At 37.4% G+C, this 21,203-nt stretch carries 4 protein-coding genes and 1 pseudogene; all 5 read left to right on the plus strand.

All coding sequences use genetic code 11. The features are described 5' to 3' along the window. The first annotated feature begins 310 nt into the window (after window positions 1-310). Window positions 311-14,857, plus strand: a complete 14,547-nt coding sequence (locus ASD98_RS03060) for a gliding motility-associated C-terminal domain-containing protein (protein WP_056200072.1) — start codon at window positions 311-313, stop codon at window positions 14,855-14,857. Between the two features lie 53 nt (window positions 14,858-14,910). Further along, window positions 14,911-15,831, plus strand: coding sequence for a type IX secretion system membrane protein PorP/SprF (locus ASD98_RS03065; RefSeq protein WP_056200075.1), 921 nt, complete (start codon window positions 14,911-14,913; stop codon window positions 15,829-15,831). Between the two features lie 11 nt (window positions 15,832-15,842). Then, window positions 15,843-17,765: an OmpA family protein gene (locus ASD98_RS03070; RefSeq protein WP_056200077.1), complete on the plus strand. Its 1,923-nt coding sequence runs from the start codon at window positions 15,843-15,845 to the stop codon at window positions 17,763-17,765. 400 nt (window positions 17,766-18,165) lie between these two features. After that, window positions 18,166-18,972 (plus strand): DUF2490 domain-containing protein, encoded by an 807-nt coding sequence (locus tag ASD98_RS03075; RefSeq protein WP_056200081.1) that lies wholly within the window; start codon window positions 18,166-18,168, stop codon window positions 18,970-18,972. 773 nt (window positions 18,973-19,745) lie between these two features. Further along, a pseudogene (locus ASD98_RS03080) lies at window positions 19,746-21,203 on the plus strand (hypothetical protein); the annotation flags it as partial.

The raw sequence follows: 21,203 nt of genomic DNA on the forward strand, positions 1-21,203 counted from the left end.
TAATTCCTGGATAGTTAGCATGTACTATTAAAAAAATAAGCTTTTTAATTCTTTTAACTTAAATAAAATAAGATTTTACTTTAATATATTTTATAAATTTGATTTAATTGTCAGTATATCAACTTCTTGTGATTGTGTTCGTAAGCCGCCTTTTCAATTGATAATAATAAAAACATCTTTTACTGCCTTTGTACTCAAATTACCATTAATGTAATACAGTTTCATTTGTTGTTATCCCTTTAGTATTATTTGAAATATTAGATTTTAAATAATCATAAAATTCATTTTTTTAATTTTAAATAAATGATTTATGAAGTTAAATTACTTATTATCAGGTAATAATATTGTAAAAAAAATGGTTTTTCTTTTTTTTCTTTTTTTACCATTATTATCATTTTCGCAAAATTGTACTGTAAATGCAAACGCAGACAGGACGCAGTGTCCAGGAGGTCAATTAGTATTGCCTCCGGATCAGTTTTATTTATTTGGAACTGCCAATACTGATGTTGGTGCTGATTATTTAAAAGAGCCATTTTGGACTCAGATTTCCGGAAATGCGGTTAATATAACTACTCCCAATTTAGTTCAGGCCTTAGTAACAGGTGCTGTAGCGGGAAATACATACGGATTTAGATTAACTGCTCAATGTGCAGATGGGTCAACAATTTTTGATGATGTGTATATAACTATTTTGCCGCTTACTTTTGCAAGCGCAGGTACAGATCAAACCTATTGCTATGGTAATTATTCGTTAAACGGAAATTTGCCGGGTGCTTCTGAAACAGGGACATGGAGTATAAATGGCCCAAATAATGCAGGAATAACTATTAATAATCCTAATTCGCCAAATACTACAATTACGGTTTCTGGTACAAGTTCAGGAAACACTTCATTAATCTGGACGATATCAAATACTGCTTCCGGTTGTAGTTCTTTTGATGAAGTTGTTATTTCTACTTTAGGCGGAATAGAACCTGTTAGCGCAGGAACAGATATTACACTTTCTAATTGTTACTCTGCCACACAAAATATAAATTTAAACGGCAGTTTTGGCGGTACAACGCCCGGACAGCAGCAAGGAACATGGACGGTGGTTTCTGGTCCGAATATTCCCAATTTTTCAAACGCAAACGCAAATAATACAAACGTAAGCGGATTGGTTGAAGGAACTTATGTTTTTAGATGGACAGTTGCAGGATCATGTGCAAATGGTTTTGATGAAGTAATCGTTACAGTTCCGCCGCCAACTGCGGATGTTACTGATGTAGCCGACTCATCATTATATTATTGTGATGGAAGAAGGTCAACAATCTTACAAGGGACAATACCATTATACGTAAATGAATCGGTACAATGGACGCAGACCGGAGGACCAACAGCCAATATTGTAAATCCAACTTCTTCCTCAACATTGGTAACAGGAATGACAAGTCTTGGAACTTATACTTTTCTATATACATTAACCAATAGCGTTACCAATTGTGTAAGCACAGGAACGCATACTGTGGTTTTAGAAAACCTAATATCGATAACAGCCGGGCCGGATCAGGCATTGGATTGTAATGTTTTTACAACAACAATTCCGGTAACTTCAGTAGGAAGCGGTCAAACGAGTTGGCAAATTGTCAGCGGGCCAATTGTAAATCCGATTTTGAATCCTCCTTATCCTTCCTATCCAACACCTTTAGTTAATTTTTCAGGCAATAGTTTTATCGTTGATCAATTATTGTTTTCAGGAACTTATATTGTAAGAGTAATAAAAAAACCGAATGCAGGAAGTTTATGTGAAACGGTTTATGATGATGTTGTTATAATTTCATCCGCACAGCCAGCAGGTTCAAATGCAGGTACAACACAGGTTTTGGCCTGTAATTTAACTACAGCTGTTTTGGCAGGAAATATTCCAACAAGAGGAAGAGGAAGATGGTCGCAGGTTTCAGGCCCTTCAACTGCTGTTTTTTTAGATGTGACAGATGCAACAACTACTGTTTCTTCATTAATAAACGGAAGTTATGAGTTTAGATGGACAATTTCCGGAGGTGCCGCCTGTGACGTTACACAAAGTATTTCTAAAATTATAGTTTCGAGTGTAACTCCAACTATTGCTAATGCCGGAAATGATCAGTCTATTTGTTATGGAGCACCGGTTCAGTTACAAGGAAATTCGACACTTGAGAATGAAATTGGTACTTGGACAGTTTCGCCAAGCAGTGGAATCAGTTTTAGTGACTTACATGATCCTGCTGCTATTGCTTCAGGATTATCGGCAAATACAGTTTATACTTTTACCTGGGCTATTTCAAACGGCTGCGGGGGATCGACAGATACTGTTAATGTTGAGACAAATAATTTACAAGGCGATACTGCAGATGCTGGACCGGATCAATGTTTTCCAACAGGAACCTCAACAATAACTTTGGCTGCAAATGATCCTTCTCCGGGAACAGGATTGTGGACTCAGGTTTTAGGAACAGCGGCCACCATAACAAATCCGGCTCAATATAATACAACCGTTACAGGTTTAAGCGATGGCAATTATCAGTTTCGATGGACAATAAGTAATGTTGGCTGTATAAATGATGATGATTTTATAGACATAACAATTGCACCAACAATTACTGTTGCTCAAGCAGGGGCGGATCAAAGTATTTGCGGAAGTACAGTAACCGTAACAGGAAACACGCCCGCAGCAGGAGAGACCGGTTTATGGGAATTCGTGAGTGGTGGTGACGGGCCCGTAATTACAAATCCTTCAAGTCCTACTACAACAATTACTGGTTTAACAACAGGTTCGTGGGGTTATAAATGGACCATTTTCAGAGGAGTTTGTGCTTCTTCTTCAGATTCGGTACAATTAAATATAGATGAAGCGCCCTCGCAGGCAATTGCAGGATCAGATCAAACAGCATGTAATGTATCTACTATAGCGTTAAATGCAACGCCGCCTGCGATAGGAAACGGCATTTGGTCTTTAAGCAGCGGACCGAATTCGCCTGTTTTTTCTGATGTAACATCACCCACATCAACATTATCCAGTTTAATAACGGGTCAATATGTTTTAATATGGACAGTCAGAAATGGAATAAATTGTCCGAATAGTAGTGATCAGGTAACCATAAATATAACCGAAGCCGCAGCAGCAGGATCTGATTATGCAACTTGTCTAGAAGGGCCACTTTATTTAGTTGGGAATGATGGAAGTACAGGAACATGGACTTATGTTTCAGGAGGAACGCCTCCACCGCCAACCATTACACAAACTGGAAACAACAGCGCATCTGTGACAGGTTTAACGCCGGGTGTGTATTTTTTTAGATATACAATTCCGGCTCAGGGATCTTGCCCGCAAACATTTGATGATATAAGTGTAACAATCAACGGAAGTGTTGCAGTTCCGCCCAATGCGGGGCCAGATCAAGATTTATGCGGGGCCAATATACCAGTACAGCAGATTCAGCTTGGTGCAACTCCGCCAGATATTGGAACAACGGGAGAATGGACAATTTTGGCAGGGCCAAATGTGGGAACGTTTTCAAATGTGAATGATCCAAATGCAATTTATAGTAATCCGGGTTTTGGAATTTATGTCTTTAACTGGACAGTAAGTTCAGGAACCTGTATCAGTTCAGATCAGGTAAGAGTGGTTTATTCGAATGCGCCTTCGATTGCTGATGCCGGTCCAGATAATACTATTTGTGGGTCAACTGCCAATCTTACAGCAGCTGCACCAACTGTAGGAACAGGAAAATGGACACAGGATTCAGGACCAACTACAGCAGTTTTTAGTTCTGAAATTTTACCCGGCACTACAGTTTCAAATTTAACAGTAACAGGAGGAATTTATGTTTTTAGATGGACAGTAACCAACGGCACAATATGTACGCCTACAACAGATATTGTTCAAGTTACCGTGACAGCAGATTTAACAAAACCAAGTGCGGGGCCAGATCAAACAATTTGTGAATCTTCTACTGCAACTTTAGCTGCTAATACGATTGCTATAGGAACAGGTGCGTGGTCGCAGTTTAGCGGACCTTTTGGCGGCGTATTTTCAAATTCGGCAAGTCCGAGTTCAATATTTACACCCAATGGTGTAGGAACTTATATATTGCGTTGGACATCAACAAATCTTTCCTGTTCGTTATTTGATGATATGACATTAACAGTTGAGCCTTTGCCATCAACATCAAATGCAGGAACACCAATTTCAGTCTGTCAGTTTGAAGCAGTAAATTTAAATGGAAATGTTCCAACTGTTGGAACGGGTTTATGGACGCAGGTTTCTGGCGGTACAACAGCTGTTTTTGCCGATGTCAATTCACCCACTACAGCAGTATTTGGAACTCAGGCGGGAACTTATGTTTTTAGATGGACGATTTCTAGCGGAAGCTGCCCTTCAAGTTCAAGTGATGTCGCAGTAACAATAAATCCGTTACCGCCATTGGCAGATGCAGGATCAGATCAAACGATTTGTAATACAACAACTGCAACTCTAAACGGAAATAATCCTCTATCAGGAACGGGAACCTGGACATTTGTTTTGAATGCCGGAAATACTGCTGTTATTACAAATCCAAATGCATTTAATTCAACTGTTACCAATATTTCTGTTGGAACAACAAGACTTAAATGGACAATTATAAGTGGTTCATGTACGCCATATTCTGATGAGGTAAATATCGAAAAGCCATCAGATTTAACCACTTCTGCCTTAATAAGTGATTCTATTATTTGTCAGGGCGGCACCTTAACTTTAAACACAACTCCTTCAGGAAGTTTAAATCCTTATACTTATCAATGGCAAAGTTCAGCTAACGGAATTTCCGGCTGGGCTGATATTTCAGGACAAACGAATGCTTCTTATACAACAAATAGTGCTTCAACAGCTGGGGAATATTATTACAGGGTAAATGTCTCTAATTCGTGTACTCAAATTACAAGCAATATTGCTAAACTAACGATTATTGCTGATCCTTTGGTTTCATCACAACCAACAGGCAACACAATTTGTTCGGGCTCAACACATACTTTGAGTGTGACGGCAACAACAACGAATCTTTCTGCCGGGACACTTAATTATCAATGGCAAAGCTCTGTAAATGGAACTTCAAACTGGACAAATGTTTCGGGTGGAAGTGGAGCAGCAACAAATACTTATACCACATCGGCATTAACTTCAAATCTATATTTTAGAGCAAGAATATCGCAGGCGGGAAGTGGCTGTGAAGCTTTTTCAAATCCTGCATTGGTTAACGTAGTTACAATTACAGCACAACCCGCAACACCTGCGCCAGTTTGTGTTGGCGGTGTGGTAAATATCAATATTACAGCTTCATTAAACGGAGGAGCAGGTACATTAAGTTATCAATGGCAAAGCAATTCGGGTTCAGGATTTGTAAATGAAAGTAATGCATCTGCCACAACCCCTGGTTTTACTTCAAATCCATTAAATACAACAACACAATTTAGATGTTTGGTTACTTCATCGGTAACAAATTGTGTTTTGACCTCAAATATTGTTACGGCAGCCATTGTGATAGATCCTAATATTACCGCACAGCCGTCAAACGGAATTGTCTGTACAGGCGGAAGTTTTACGTTGTCTGTTACCGCAACAGGAGGAACTCCGGGTTTAAATTACCAATGGTACAGCAGTGCAGACAACGTTAGTTATACTTTAATTTCGGGTGCAAATGTAAATACATATACCACTCCGGCACTTACTTCAAACACCTATTATCGCGTGGATGTTTCAGCCACAGGAAATGGCTGTGGATTAGTAACTTCAAATAGTGTCTTGATTACTGTAATTCCGGATCCTGTTATAAGTCAACAGCCAATAGGAAATACAATATGTTCAGGTGGAACGCATACTATGACGGTTACAGCTTCAGGAGATAATTCAGGCGGAGTTTTGGCTTATCAATGGCAAAGTTCTACAAATGGAACTTCGGGCTGGTCAAATGTTTCTGGTGGAACAGGTGCAACAACAAACACATATACAACAGCAGCATTAACATCAAATTTATATTATCGTGTTAGAATTACTCAAATTTATAGTGGTTGTGAAGTTTATTCGAATGCAGTTCCTGTGTTTGTTACAAGGATTACGACACAGCCGGTAAATCCCATACCTATTTGTGTTGGCGGAATTGTAAATATTAGCATAACAGCATCCTTAAACGGAGGAACAGGCACATTTAGTTATCAATGGCAAAGCGATTCAGGTTCAGGTTTTATGAATGAAACCAATGCTACGGCAGCAACTCCTAATTTTGCCTCGGATATATTGAATGCAACAACGCAGTTTAGATGTTTGGTTACTTCATCAGTTACAAATTGTGTACTGACTTCGAATGTGGTTACAGCAACAGTTGTTCCGGATCCTTTGATTACAGTTCAGCCAACGGGAACAACAATATGTTCAGGTGGAAATTATACTTTATCAATAACCGCTTCAAACGGAACTCCGAGTTTAAATTACCAATGGTTCAGCAGTACAGATAATAGTACGTTTACTGCTGTTTCGGGAGCAACAGCTGCGACTTATACAACGCCTGCTTTAACACAGACCACCTATTACAAAGTTGATGTTTCTGCAAACGGAAATGGCTGTACAACCACAACTTCTACTGTAGCAACAGTTATTGTCTTGTCAGATATTTCAATTACAACTCAGCCGGCATTGCGAACTAATATTTGCAGCGGATCGAATGCAACTCTAAATGTTGCGGTAAGCGGAGGTTCTGGAAATTACATTTATCAATGGAAAAATTCGGTCAATATTGCAGGACCCTATAATGATATTCCCGGAGCAAATTCAGCATCCTATACAACTACGGCTCTAACTCAAAATACCTATTATGTAGTAACCATTTCTGATGGAACTCAGGGATGTGATCCTTTGACTTCCAATATAGCAGCAGTTATTATTCCAACTATTACAGTACAACCCGTTGCTCCGGCTACAGTTTGTGTTGGCGGAACAATTTCTTTATCAACACTAGCTTCGGCAAATGGTGGTTCTGCGGCCTTCTCGTATCAATGGCAGAGGTCGCCAAACGGCACTACATCATGGACTAATGTTTCTAGCGGAACAGGAGGTACAACAGCAAATTATACCTCTGCAGGATTAACGGCAACTACTTATTATCGTGCTGTAATAACTTCTTCAGCTCCAAGTTGTACATTGATTGGTAATACGGTTGTTGCAACAGTAATTCCTGATCCAATTATAATCACACAACCTGTGGGAGGAAATATTTGCGAAGGAGGAACATTTACAATGTCATCAGGAGTAACGAGCGGCTCTGGTGCTTATACATACCAATGGCAGGAATCTTTAAATGGAACTAGCGGATGGGCAAATGTTGTTGATGGCACGGGAGCAAATACAATCAGCTATACTACAGGAATAGTCACCACAGATACTTTTTACAGATTGCAAGTTACAGATTCCGGAATTGGCTGTGGTGTTGTAAATTCAAGTGCAGCAAAAGTTGATGTTTTCGAGTCACCAATTATAAGTTCACAGCCTGCAGATGGCGAAGTCTGTGTTAACCAGAGTTATACTTTTACAGTAACCGCTTCGGGAAATATTCCGTCAGGAACTTTATTGTATCAATGGCAAACGGCAAATGTACTAGCAGGACCTTACACTAATGTAACTGACGGTACAGGCGGAACAACTTCATCTTATACAACACCAGCTTATACAACTTCAGGAAACAGATATTTTAGAGTTCTAATTTCGCAATCTCAGTCAGGCTGCGAGACTGTTTCGAATGAGGTAGCCTTAAATGTATTTGATATACCTGCAGTTCCTATTGGTTCTGTAACGCAACAGCCATCTTGCATCAATGCTACGGGAACGATTTCTATTACCAATCCTGATTTAGGAACAGGTTATGAATATAGTATGGACAGAACCACTTTTCAAGCCAGTAATATTTTTACAGGATTACCCTCGGGAAATGTTACTGTTTATGTGAGAAGGATTGGTCTAAATACTTGTATCTCTTCAGGTACGACATTCACTATTTTTGATAGAATTTGTGCTGTACCTGAAACTTTTGCCTCAATTTCTGGTGATGCCGGAGGAAATACCGGAACCCAGACAATATTAGATAGTGATACCTTAAATGGCGTAATTTTAAATCAGTCGGATGTTATTGTTACAATAAATTCAATCTCGAGTTATTTAAATTTTGATTCTTCTGCAAATACAATTTCAGTAGCACCGGGAACACCAGCAGACGATTATACTTTAACTTACACTATTTGTCAAATAGGAAATCCGACTAATTGCTCTACAACTACTGAAACAATTAATGTGACTACTGCTGGTATTGATGCAAGAATTGATATTGTGCCCTTTATAGTAGATGGCTATGTTGGAGCGGCTAATGTAATCAACGCGCTGACAAATGACAGATTAGCCAGTCTTCAGGCAACATTATCCAATGTAACACTGAGTATAACTAATCCGGCATTGCCAGTTGATCCTTTAGTTACAACAGTTCCGGTATTGGATATTACAACAGGTAATGTTAATGTGCCGTCAGGAACTGTCAAAGGACTTTATGAAATTAAATATAGAATATGTGAAATCGGTGCACCATTAAATTGTGATACAGCCAGTATTTTGGTTCAGGTTGGAACAACAATTATTGATGCAGATGATGACAGAGTAGAAAATATTAATGGTTTTATTGGACAGCCAAATGCGATAAATGCATTGGATAATGATACATTAAACGGTGTACAAATAACATCGGCAAATTTTAATGAAATTATTGTAACACAAGAATTACCGGCTGCTCCGTTATATCCTGGAGCGAATGTTCCTGTATTTAGTACAACGACAGGCTGGATTAGCGTGCCTGAAGGAACTCCGGCAGATACGTATTACATCACCTACCATATTTGCGAAAAACTAAATCCGGCCAACTGTTCAGATGCCAGTATTGCCATTGTTGTAGATGCAGCACCAATTGCTGCAAATGATGATATTGTCAATAATGTAAGCAGTTATAGTGGCGCATCAAATATTATAAATGCTTACACTAGTAATGATACTTTTAACGGCAATGCAATAAATATAAATTTAGCAGGTCAGATTACGCCAACAATTTTAGTTCCTCCTTCGCCAATAAACGGTGGTCCGGTTCCCGAATTAATTGCAGCAACCGGAAGAGTAAATATTCCGGCAGGAACTCCGGCAGGGCAATATCAGATTAAATACCAGTTGTGTGAAAACCTTAATCCGGGTCATTGTGATGATGCTATTATAACTATAAATGTAATCGCATCGTCAATTGTTGCTGCAGATGATATTTTGGCTAATGTAAATAGTTATGCCGGAGCAGCTGATGCTTTAAATGCTTATGATAATGATTTATTAAATGGAGGAGCACTTGATCTTTCAACAATAACAACAACTGTTATTTCTTCTCCCGGTTCCATAAACGGCGGCCCAATTCCATTATTTGATACTGCGACAGGATTTGTCAGCGTGCCAGCTCAAACTCCTGCGGGAGAATATAAATTTGTATATGAGATTTGTGAAAACCTAAATGCAGGCAATTGTGATCAGGCTGCAATAACCATTACAGTTATTTCTGCTCCAATTGTTGCAGAAAATGATATTCCTTTTGCTTCTGTAAATGGATTTACAGGAAACCCAAGTGTAATAAATGCATTAGACAATGATACTTTCGATGGAGTTTTGGTAATTCCGTCAGAAGTTCAGATCGATGTTTTAATACCTGCAATTCCTATTAACGGAAGTCTTGTTCCAGTATTAAATCCTTTGACCGGAAATGTAAGCGTTCCCGCAGGTACTGCAGCAGGAAATTATTTTATAACCTATCGCCTGAGCGAAAAATTAAATCTTACCAACAACGACACCGCAATAATTACTATTGAAGTTACAGCGCCGGTAATTGAAGCAAATAACGATACTATAGCTAATATAAATGGTTATGTTACAACTGTAAATGCTATAGATGTTTTAGTAAATGATACGCTTAACGGAGTAATTACAAACATAAATCAGATCAATATTACAGTCGATACGCCTGCAATGTCTATAAACGGAGGTTTAGTTCCTGTTTTACAGCCGTTAACCGGAAATGTAAGCGTTCCTGCGGTAACTCCGGCTGGAGATTATGAAATTAAATATCATATCTGCGAAAAAATAAACACAACCAATTGCAGCGATGCAACGATTTACATTAATGTCATTGGAGCGCCAATTGATGCTGTTAACGATACTGCACATAACATTAACGGGTTTACAGGCGCAGCAAATGTTGTAAATGTTCTAACCAATGATACCTTAAACGGAGTCACAGTAATTCCGTCTCAGGTTACAATTAGTAATATTGTTCCAGCGGTTTCTATTAATGGCGGAGCAATTCCAATTTTAGATCCTGTAGCCGGAAATGTAACTGTTCCGGCTGGAACAGTGGCTGGAAATTATGTTATAGAATATCGCTTAAGCGAAAATATCAATACTTCGAACTTTGACATTGCTGTAATAACAATTAATGTAGTACCTCCAACTATTATTGCCAATAATGATACAGTAAATATAAACGGATTTATGGGTGCTAATAATGCCATAAATGCCATTACAAACGACAGGTTGAATGGATTGGATATTCAGTTGCTTAAAATTAATATTACTTCGATAAGTACAGCAACGCCCTTAAATTACGATGCAGGAAACCCTGTTCCTGTATTAAACTCGATAACAGGAAATGTTGATATTCCGGCAGGAACGGCAGCAGGAATTTATACTATTCATTATAGCATCTGCGAGAAATTGAACCCTTTAAACTGCAGTGAAGCTGATATTGTTATCAATGTTTCTGCACCGTTAATTACTGCTAATAACGATTTTGCAAATTCTATAAACGGATATTCTGGTGCAAACAATGTTGTAAACATCTTAGGAAATGATTCTTTAAATGGTTTACCTGTATCGTTTCTTCAGGTCAATATTCATTCTCTTAATACAAGTGCACCTATAACTTCAATAAATGGAAATGTTCCGTTTATAAATTTATTAACCGGGAATGTAGATGTACCACCATTGACTTCAGCAGGAACATATACGATAGAATATGAAATTTGCGAAAAATTAAATCCTGCAAATTGTAGTCAGGCCACAATTATAGTGATAGTAAATACTCCAGCAATTCTTGCCGAAGATGATTTGATTACTAATGTTAATGGTTATTTAGGAGCTCCGGATGTATTGAATGCCTTTATGACAAATGATAAATATGATGGAGTACTTCTAACCAATTTAGATTTGGTAACACGTACCATAATTTCTCCTGCAGCTCCAATTAATGGAGGTTTGGTTCCATTCTTATTAACTTCAACAGGATTTGTAACTATTCCTGAACGAACTCCTGCAGGAGCTTATCAAATAAGGTATCTGCTCTGTGATAAACTAAATCCGTTAAACTGTGATGAAGCTGCTATTACTATTGTTGTTATTGAACCTCCCATTATAGCAACTGATGATCTTGCAGAAAACATCAATGGCAATACAGGAGCAAATAATGTTGTAAATGCTTATGCTAATGATATTTTAGAAGGAAGTCCCGTAACCTTACTAAATTCTACCGGTACATTACTTTCGCCAGCAAGTTCAATTAATGGGGCTCCGGTTCCTGAATTAAATGTACAGACCGGAAATGTAGATGTTCCTGCAGGTACACATGCAGGAGAGTATTATATTGTGTATAAAATATGCGACAAATTAAACACCTTTAATTGTGACGAAGCTGTTATCAGGATTACAGTTATTCCGGCAGTTATTGATGCAGTTGATGATGACCCATCCTCTATAATAGATGGATCTGTAAACAATATTAATGTAATTAATGCTTTAGATAATGATACTTTAAACGGAAATCCGGCGGTTTCAACAGAAGTACAGATAACAGTTTTAAGTCCTGCAGCTCCTATAAATGGCGGATCAATTCCAATTTTAGATCCAAATACAGGAATTGTAAACGTTCCGTCTGGAACTTCCTCTGGAACTTATACGATTACGTATCGTTTAAGCGAAAAGTCAAATCTTACAAATACAGATTCAGCAACAATTACAATTAGGGTTAAGGCAGCTATTCTTGCAGTAAATGATACTCCCGCACCCGTTAACGGATATACAGGTGCAATCAATATTGTAAATGCAATTGCAAATGATTTGCTAAATGGTATTCCAGTTTCATTATCTCAAATAAACATTACTTCAATAAGTACAGCAACTCCGCCGGATTATGTGTCAGGAAACCCTATTCCAGTATTAAATATAACAACTGGAAACGTCGATGTTCCAACAGAAACTTCGTCGGGAACATATATTATTCATTACGGAATTTGCGAAAAACTGAATCCAATAAATTGTAGTGAGGCTGATATTATTGTTGAGGTCAATTCAGCAACTATTATTGCTAATAACGATATTGATCTGAACATAAATGGATATGTAGGTTCTGCAAATGCGCTTAATGTTTTGGACAACGATTCATTTAATGATTCTTCTATAGAAGCTAGAATGGCGAAAGCAGCTGTTATTGACATCAGTCAAATTACGATTACTGTTTTAGATCCTGCAGATTCTATTAACGGAAATCCAAATGTACCATCTTTAGATCCTGCTACCGGAATTATTAGTGTCCCGCCACAGACTCCGGCAGGACTATATAGCATTCAGTATCGAATTTCAGAAAACTTAAATCCGGAAAATTTTGATGATGCAACCGTGTTTATTACCGTTATCGCCGCAGTAATCGAAGCCAATAATGATACAGTTCTCAATATAAATGGATTTACCGGTCAGGCCGATGTAATAAATGCGATTGTAAATGATAATTTAAACGGAGTTACAGCACAATTAGCTGAAATTACGATTAGAGTTGTAACGCCTGCTACAGCAATTAATGCAGGCCCCGTACCAGCATTAGATATCGTTACAGGAAATGCAAGCGTTCCTGCAGGGACTCCAAGCGGAACTTATACCATTCGTTATGAAATCTGTGAAATTCTTAATCCAGCAAATTGCAGTCAGGCCGATATTATTGTAACCGTAATTTCAGGACCAATTATCGCAAATGATGATGCCGTTTCAGGAATAAATGGTGCAGACGGAGCAAATGATGTGGTGAATGTTTTAACTAATGATTTATTGGATAATACAGCACCAGTTTTATCGCAAATTACAATAAGCGTATTGTCACCCGCAGATGCCATTTCAGGAGGAGCAATTCCCGTTTTAGATATTACAACAGGATTAGTTAATGTACCGGCAGGCACATCATCGGGAATATATACTATTGTATATCAAATCTGCGAAAATCTAAATGCCGCAAATTGTGATCAGGCAGTCATTAAAATTTCGGTTTCTTTACCAGAAATTACTTTGATTAAACGAGGCGTTTTCTCAGATACGAATGGTGATGGTTATGCACAGCCGGGAGAACTGATTCGTTATTCGTTTAGAATTACCAATACGGGTTCAATCGATTTGAATAACGTAACTGTTACAGATCCAAAAGCGACAATTGCCGGAACTCCAATTGCTACGTTAGCCGTAGGGCAGTTCAATACAACAAATTACACAGGAAATTATGTATTAACACAAGCCGATATTAATGCAGGATTTGTAGTAAATCAGGCTTTAGTTATTGCTCAGCCTGTGGTTGGAACTGCAATTCAGGATTTATCAGACAGCGATGATCCAACGCTTATTGGCGATGACGATCCAACCGTTACACCGGTGATTCAGTTTAAAGATCTGACTTTAATTAAAGGCGGACAATTAACAGGAACCGGAGGCGCAGGTTCTGTTATCAACTATAATTTTACCGTTAGAAATACAGGAAATGTTATTTTGACGAATGTAGAAATCACAGATCCGATGCTCACAACAACTGCAATATTGGTAACACCAAGTACATTAGCACCGGGTGAAACAGGAACAGCAGCTGCATCGTATACGGTAACTGTGGCCGATGTTGCAAATGGAGAAGTAATCAATACCGCACTTGCCATTGGAGATGATCCGACAGGAAATCCGGTTACAGATGTTTCAGACAGCACAGATCCGACTTTAACCGCAGATGATGACCCAACAGTTATCGACTTAACGCTTCGACCTTCAATAGCGTTAATTAAAACTGCAATATTCAATGACGAAAATAAAAATGGATATGCCGAAATAGGAGAAACCGTAACCTATCATTTTGCCGTAACCAATACCGGAAATGTTGTTTTGGTAAACATTGTAGTAAAAGATCCTAAACCTGGAATCATCATTAATGGAGGTCCTATTATATTAAGACAAGGAGAAACAAATACGGCGTCCTTTACAGCAGCCTATGTTTTAACAGCCGCAGATATTGATGTAGGTTTTGTACAAAATCAAGCTGAGGTTAATGCAGTAAGCCCTGACGGATTAAAAGCAGCTGACCTTTCTGATGATAATTCAAATCTGGAAGATGATCCAACAATTTTACAATTTAATGCCTGTAAAGTCACAATTTACAATGCCGTTTCTCCAGATGGAGATGGTAAAAACGAGATCTTCAAAATAGATGGAATAAAATGTTATTCTAATGCTTATGTACAAATTTATGACCGCTGGGGTGTGCTTGTTTACGATGCTTACGGTTATGATAATCAATCGGTTGCTTTTAGAGGTATTTCTGAGGGAAGAGCTACCGTGAACAGACAAAAAGGACTGCCGGACGGAACGTATTTCTATGTCATAACCTATACAACTTATCTGAATGAACCGGTAAGTAGAATAGGTTATTTGTATTTGTCTGGAAATTAGGTTTTAATCTTCAGGAAATAGATGAAAATGAATTGAATAATAAATTATGTGCTATGAGAACTACATTATTATTTGCCTTGGTCATTATGTTCGTAACTATTACCGGTTATGCACAGCAGGATGCGCAATATACCCAGTATATGTACAATACCATCACTATAAACCCTGCCTATGCAGGTTCCAGAGGAGTTTTAAGTATTTTTGGTCTATACAGAACGCAATGGGTTGGACTTGACGGAGCACCTGAAACCAGCACTTTTTCTGTCAATACACCTATAAATAACAGCAATTTAGGTGTTGGAATTTCACTTGTTAATGACAAAATCGGACCAAGCAATGAAAATAACCTGTCTCTGGATTTTTCTTATACCCTTCAGACTTCTGCTGATTTCAGACTCTCTTTTGGTATTAAAGGAACAGCTAATTTATTTAATCTGGACATCAGCAAATTAAACCCTGAAGATCAGGGAGATCCTCAGTTTCAGGATCTTGATAATAAATTTTCTCCTAATATCGGAGCAGGAGTATACTGGCATTCTGATAAGGCTTATATAGGCTTATCAGTTCCTAATTTTATCGAAACTAATCGTTTTGATGATGATGATATTGCCATTTATAAGGATAAGATCAATTATTATTTAATGGGAGGATATGTCTTTAATCTCGATCGATTTGAATATTATAAATTCAAGCCTGCTGTTCTGGTTAAAATGGTAGAAGGAGCCCCGATTCAGGCCGATATATCTGCCAATTTTATGTTTATCGACAGGTTTGTACTTGGAGTCACGTATCGATGGAGTGCCTCTTTAAGTGCTATGGCAGGGTTTCAAATCACAGAAGGCCTTTATTTGGGTTACGGTTACGACCGTGAAACCACTAAGCTGAACAATTATAATTATGGATCGCATGAAATTTTCCTGAGATATGAATTTATTAAAAAAACGAGTAAAATGACAACACCGCGTTTCTTTTAAAATTAATAATTATGAAAAGTTATATCATTATATACCTGACAATAGCAGGCATTTTTTCATTTAAGAGTTATGCACAGCAAAGCAAAATTAATGATGCTGATAAGAGTTATAATAACTACGCATATATAAATGCCATTAAAACGTATGAAAGAGCTGCCGCCAAAGGGTACAAGTCTGAAGATATGTTGAAAAAACTGGGCAATTCTTATTATTTTAATTCAGATTATGAAGCAGCTGCAAAATGGTACGAAGAATTATTTGCAATGAAAACTGCAGTTGAACCTGAATATTATTACAGATATGCCCAGTCTTTAAAATCAACAGGACAAATTGAGCAGTCGAACAAATTTATAGAAGAGTTTTATACAAAATTTAATAATGACAGCAGGGGTTTATTATATAAAGATAATGTGAATTATTTAGATCTTATAAAAGCTAATTCAGGACGTTATAAAGTAGAAGATGCCGGTATTAACTCTAAATTTTCAGACTATAGTTCCTTTGTTTTTAATAATAAAATTTATTTTGCATCAGCCCGGGATACCGGGAATTTTTCTAAACGAATCCACAAATGGACTGATACCTATTTTACCAATTTATATATGGCAGATATTGATTCTGCCAAAGTTGAAAAATTCAAAACGGCTTTAAATTCAAAATTTAATGAATCTTCTCCAGTTTTTACCAAAGATGGAAAATCAGTCTATTTTACCAGAAATAATTATAACAAAGGCAGAAAAGGAAAAGATGATCACAAAATTACCTATATAAAAATTTATAAAGGCACTCTTGAAAACGGCACATGGTCCAATATAACAGAACTTCCTTTTAACAGTGACGCTTACAGCACCGCAAATCCTGCGCTTAGTGCTGATGAAAAGACTTTATATTTTGCTTCTGACAGACCCGGAACATTAGGGCAGTCTGATATATATAAGGTGAGTATAAATGGTGAGGGAAACTTTGGCACGCCTGAGAATCTGGGAAAACCTCTTAATACCGAAGGTAGGGAAACCTTCCCGTATATTGCAAGTGAAAATGAAATTTATTTTGCCTCAGATGGCCATCCCGGACTTGGTGGTCTGGATGTTTTTGTGGGTAAAATCCAGAGTAATGGAACTATAACAGATATCCAGAACGTAGGGGCAGATATCAATTCCCCAAAAGATGATTTTGCCTATATAATTGATCCTGTTTCCCGAAGAGGGTATTTCAGCTCGAACAAAGACGGAGGACAAGGCTCTGATGATATATATAAGTTTTTAGAAACGAAAAAAATACAATGTATTCAGAGTTTAAATGGTGTAATTACAGATTCGGAAACAGGAATTGTTCTGCCTGAAACCAAATTGTCATTGTATAAAAATGGAACTTTGTTAAATACTGGTATTTCTGATCCGGAAGGCTTTTATAGTTTTGATGTTGACTGCAGTAATACATACAGTTTAAGGGTAGAAAAAACAGATTATACTACAAAGGAAGTAAACGTGAGTATTGCTCAGATGACAGGAAAAACAAGTGTGTTGCTAACGCTGAATAAAGAACGCTGTAAATTAACGGTAGGCGGTGATTTGGGAAAATGTTTTGATATCAAAGTGATTTATTTCGATTTGGATAAATCGGAAGTACAGCCTCAGGCAGCGGTAGATTTAGTAAAAATTCTGGATGTACTAAATCAAAAACCGACTATGAAGCTGGACATTCGTTCCTACACGGATAGCCGTCAGACACATCAATACAATGAATCTTTGTCTGAGAGAAGGGTAAAAGCTACCATGAACTGGTTTGTTAAAAATGGAATCAGTCCTGATAGATTAACAGGCAGAGGATATGGAGAAACTAAACTTGTAAATGGCTGTTATGATGGTGTTAAATGCAGTGAAGAGCAGCATCAGGCCAACAGAAGAAGTGAATTTATTATTACTGCATTATAGCATGCTTACTAAAAACAGTACGAAAGGGTTCAGGAATTATCCCACTCTAAATAGTTACTTTAATTTCTAAGAAGAAGCTGTTTTCTGCTTCCAAAAATACTGTCATAGATCCATTATGACAAACTGTTTTTGATTTAATATATTCTTTGTTAAAGTGTTTATAGTTAGGTAAATATGGGTATATTGAAAAAATCTAAAATGGTTGCAAATTATAAAACGAAGCACGTTTTTAGTTTGTTAATAAAATATAAAAAGATTAATACGATAATTTTATATAGCATGATTTCTTAACAAATCAAAAATTTATCATGGAATTTAAATTACCGTTAAATTGAAGAGAAGAAATAAAATCAAAGCTAAAAAGTATTTTTTTTAGTTTGTTTTCTAATCAGCTGTAACTATGGGGAACTTAAAAACTAATTTGATTTCATTATGTATTATAGTGATAATACAAGTTTCAAGAGCACAATCATCTCCGCCTTATACAATGGGCTTTATTCCTGCTTCTATAAGTGAGGGAGATTTAGCTTTTCCCATATATGAAAAATGGCATCTAAGCGGTCAGGCAGATGTACAGCTCGTAACACAGGGATCATATGATACAAAAAATCCTTTTGAATATACACAGCGCGTTGTTGTCAGGCCATGGCTTATTTATTCGGGTTTTAAAAATATAAAATTATGGCTGGGATACGCACACAATCAAAAGTTTGCAGTCGAAGAAATGGGCAATTATGAAACTCTCGAACAAAGATTGATTATAATGGGAACATTTTCGCAGGATATGCCAAAAGGAAATATTTTTGAACAAGTCCGTTTTGAAACTAAATTTTTTGACGACAGAAACGGAATACAGCAGACCATTCCCAGAATCAGAATGCGATTCGGTGTAAACCACTTTCTTACACAGCGCAGCAACAAGCCGTTGTTTTTGGCGCCTAATATTGGTTATTACACGGAACTCATGCTTAAGTTTGCATCGAAGGATTATGCAAAAGAAAATTTTGATATTTTCAGACTGTCTGTATATTACACAGCTGGTATTACTCCAAATGTTCATTTCTTGGCAGGTATAATCGGGCAGATGCAGCTGCGAACAAACGGAACCCAATTTGATGTTTATTACGGTCCGATGGTGTCTCTCAAATACACTATTAAACCTAAAGAACGCGAAACATTTGACAGTGTAGACGGGGGAGCAGACTGATAATGTATCACAGAGCTTCATATAAGAAGTTAGAAAGAATAGGTTTTGCCAATTAATGAATGAATTAATTCATTCATTCATTAATTCATTCTAATAAAATAAAAATCAATGACTTTTATTTTATTACAAAAGAAGAGAATAACAAGAAAACATTTTTTTGAGAAGTGTAATAAACAGAACAATTTTGGTTTTGTTATTTTTTTAGGGATTATTTCAAGTATTCATGCACAGGATGTATTGCCATTTCTTCGGTTCCTAGTGCCAGTATTGCGAACAAAACACTTGCAGAAAGTATACACAAGCGCAGGTTACAGTTAGATCACTTACCAAAAAATGCTCCAAATGTCATTATTACAATGTCCTCTGCAGCTGTTATAGAAATTTTGATATAGTCAATGATTGATTTTTTTGCTTTTTTATCGTTGTAACTTGTTTTGATAAATTAATACTGTTTCATACTATTAAAACAATTTTTAATGTCAAAGAGAGACACCTTAACTTTCTATGACAAAAAAGGTATTAGCTCCAAAAAATATTTTAAAAAACACCTTAAGTTTTTGTGGTAAAAAAGTTATCTCCTTTATTTAATGAGCTGATTGTTTTTATCGCTGAAAAATCTTCACATCTTAAATATAGATCTACAATACCTCAAAAACCTTAATTTATAACTTTAAAAACTTATGGTGGTAAATCAAAAAGGTATTTAGGGAGACCTTTGCAGCTTCAAACTTAGATGTTTGAATAATAGATAATTAAGAAAATAATTAAGTGTTATGAAAAATAGATTACTCCCCTTATTTGTTGTATTAGGGTCTTTTTCAGCTTATTCACAGGTTGGTGTCGGTACCAAGACACCAAATGCATCGGCTCAATTAGAGGTTTTTGCTAAGGACAAAGGTATTTTAATACCTAATATTCCTTTACAAAGCCCTACAGACAATGTTACAATTAAGAATGCTAAAGAAAGTTTATTAGTATTCAATACTACTAAAAATGATGTTATTACACCAGGTTATTACTATTGGTTTGATAACAGATGGAATAGATTATCTCTTGCAGGTGAAGCAGGTTCTGGACCTGCAGGAATTGCTGGTGGAAATGGTGCACCAGGTGCCCCTGGAACTCCAGCGATTGATCCTAGCGTAAAAATGTACATTGACAATACAACTAATATTGTATATGTACGTGATGCAGATGGTAACTGGATTCCATTAAATGGAAGAGATGGTAAAGACGGTCTTCCAGGAGCTCCAGGATTAGGTGCTGGGTCAGGAGTACCTGGAAAAGATGGAACTCCAGGTGCCGCAGGTGCAGGAATTACTACCTGGATTAACACAGATACAGGTATTATTTATATTAAAGACACTACTACAGGAGCATGGATTCCGGTAAGCGGAGCCAAAGGAGAAACTGGTGCTAACGGTAAATCAGCATTCGAGATCTGGAAAGAGCTTCCTGGCAACGACGGGAAAGACATGAACGAATACGTTGCCGGTCTTAAAGGAGAAAACGGAATTGATGGAAAATCAGCATTCGAAATCTGGAAAGAGCTTCCTGGAAACGATGGAAAAGACATGAACGAATATGTTGCGGGTCTTACTGGTGCAAATGGTGCTGACGGTAAATCGGCATTCGAAATCTGGAAAGAGCTTCCTGGCAACGACGGAAAAGACATGAACGAATATGTTGCCGGTCTTAAAGGAGAAAACGGAGTTGATGGTAAATCRGCATTYGAGATCTGGAAAGAACTTCCTGGMAACGACGGAAAAGACATGAACGAATATKTTGCCGGTCTTAAAGGAGAAAACGGAGTTGATGGAAAATCGGCATTCGAAATCTGGAAAGAGCTTCCTGGAAACGACGGGAAAGATATGAACGAATATGTTGTGGGTCTTAAAGGAGAAAACGGAGTTGATGGAAAATCGGCATTCGAAATCTGGAAAGAGCTTCCTGGAAACGACGGGAAAGATATGAACGAATATGTTGCGGGTCTTAAAGGAGAAAACGGAGTTGACGGTAAATCAGCATTCGAAATCTGGAAAGAGCTTCCTGGAAACGACGGGAAAGATATGAACGAATATGTTGCGGGTCTTAAAGGAGAAAACGGAGTTGACGGTAAATCAGCATTCGAAATCTGGAAAGAGCTTCCTGGCAACGACGGAAAAACAATTGCCGAATATTTAGACGGAATAAAAGGTACTGACGGAACAAACGGTGCTGATGGTAAATCG

Source organism: Flavobacterium sp. Root186 (genome assembly GCF_001428525.1).
GTDB lineage: Bacteria > Bacteroidota > Bacteroidia > Flavobacteriales > Flavobacteriaceae > Flavobacterium.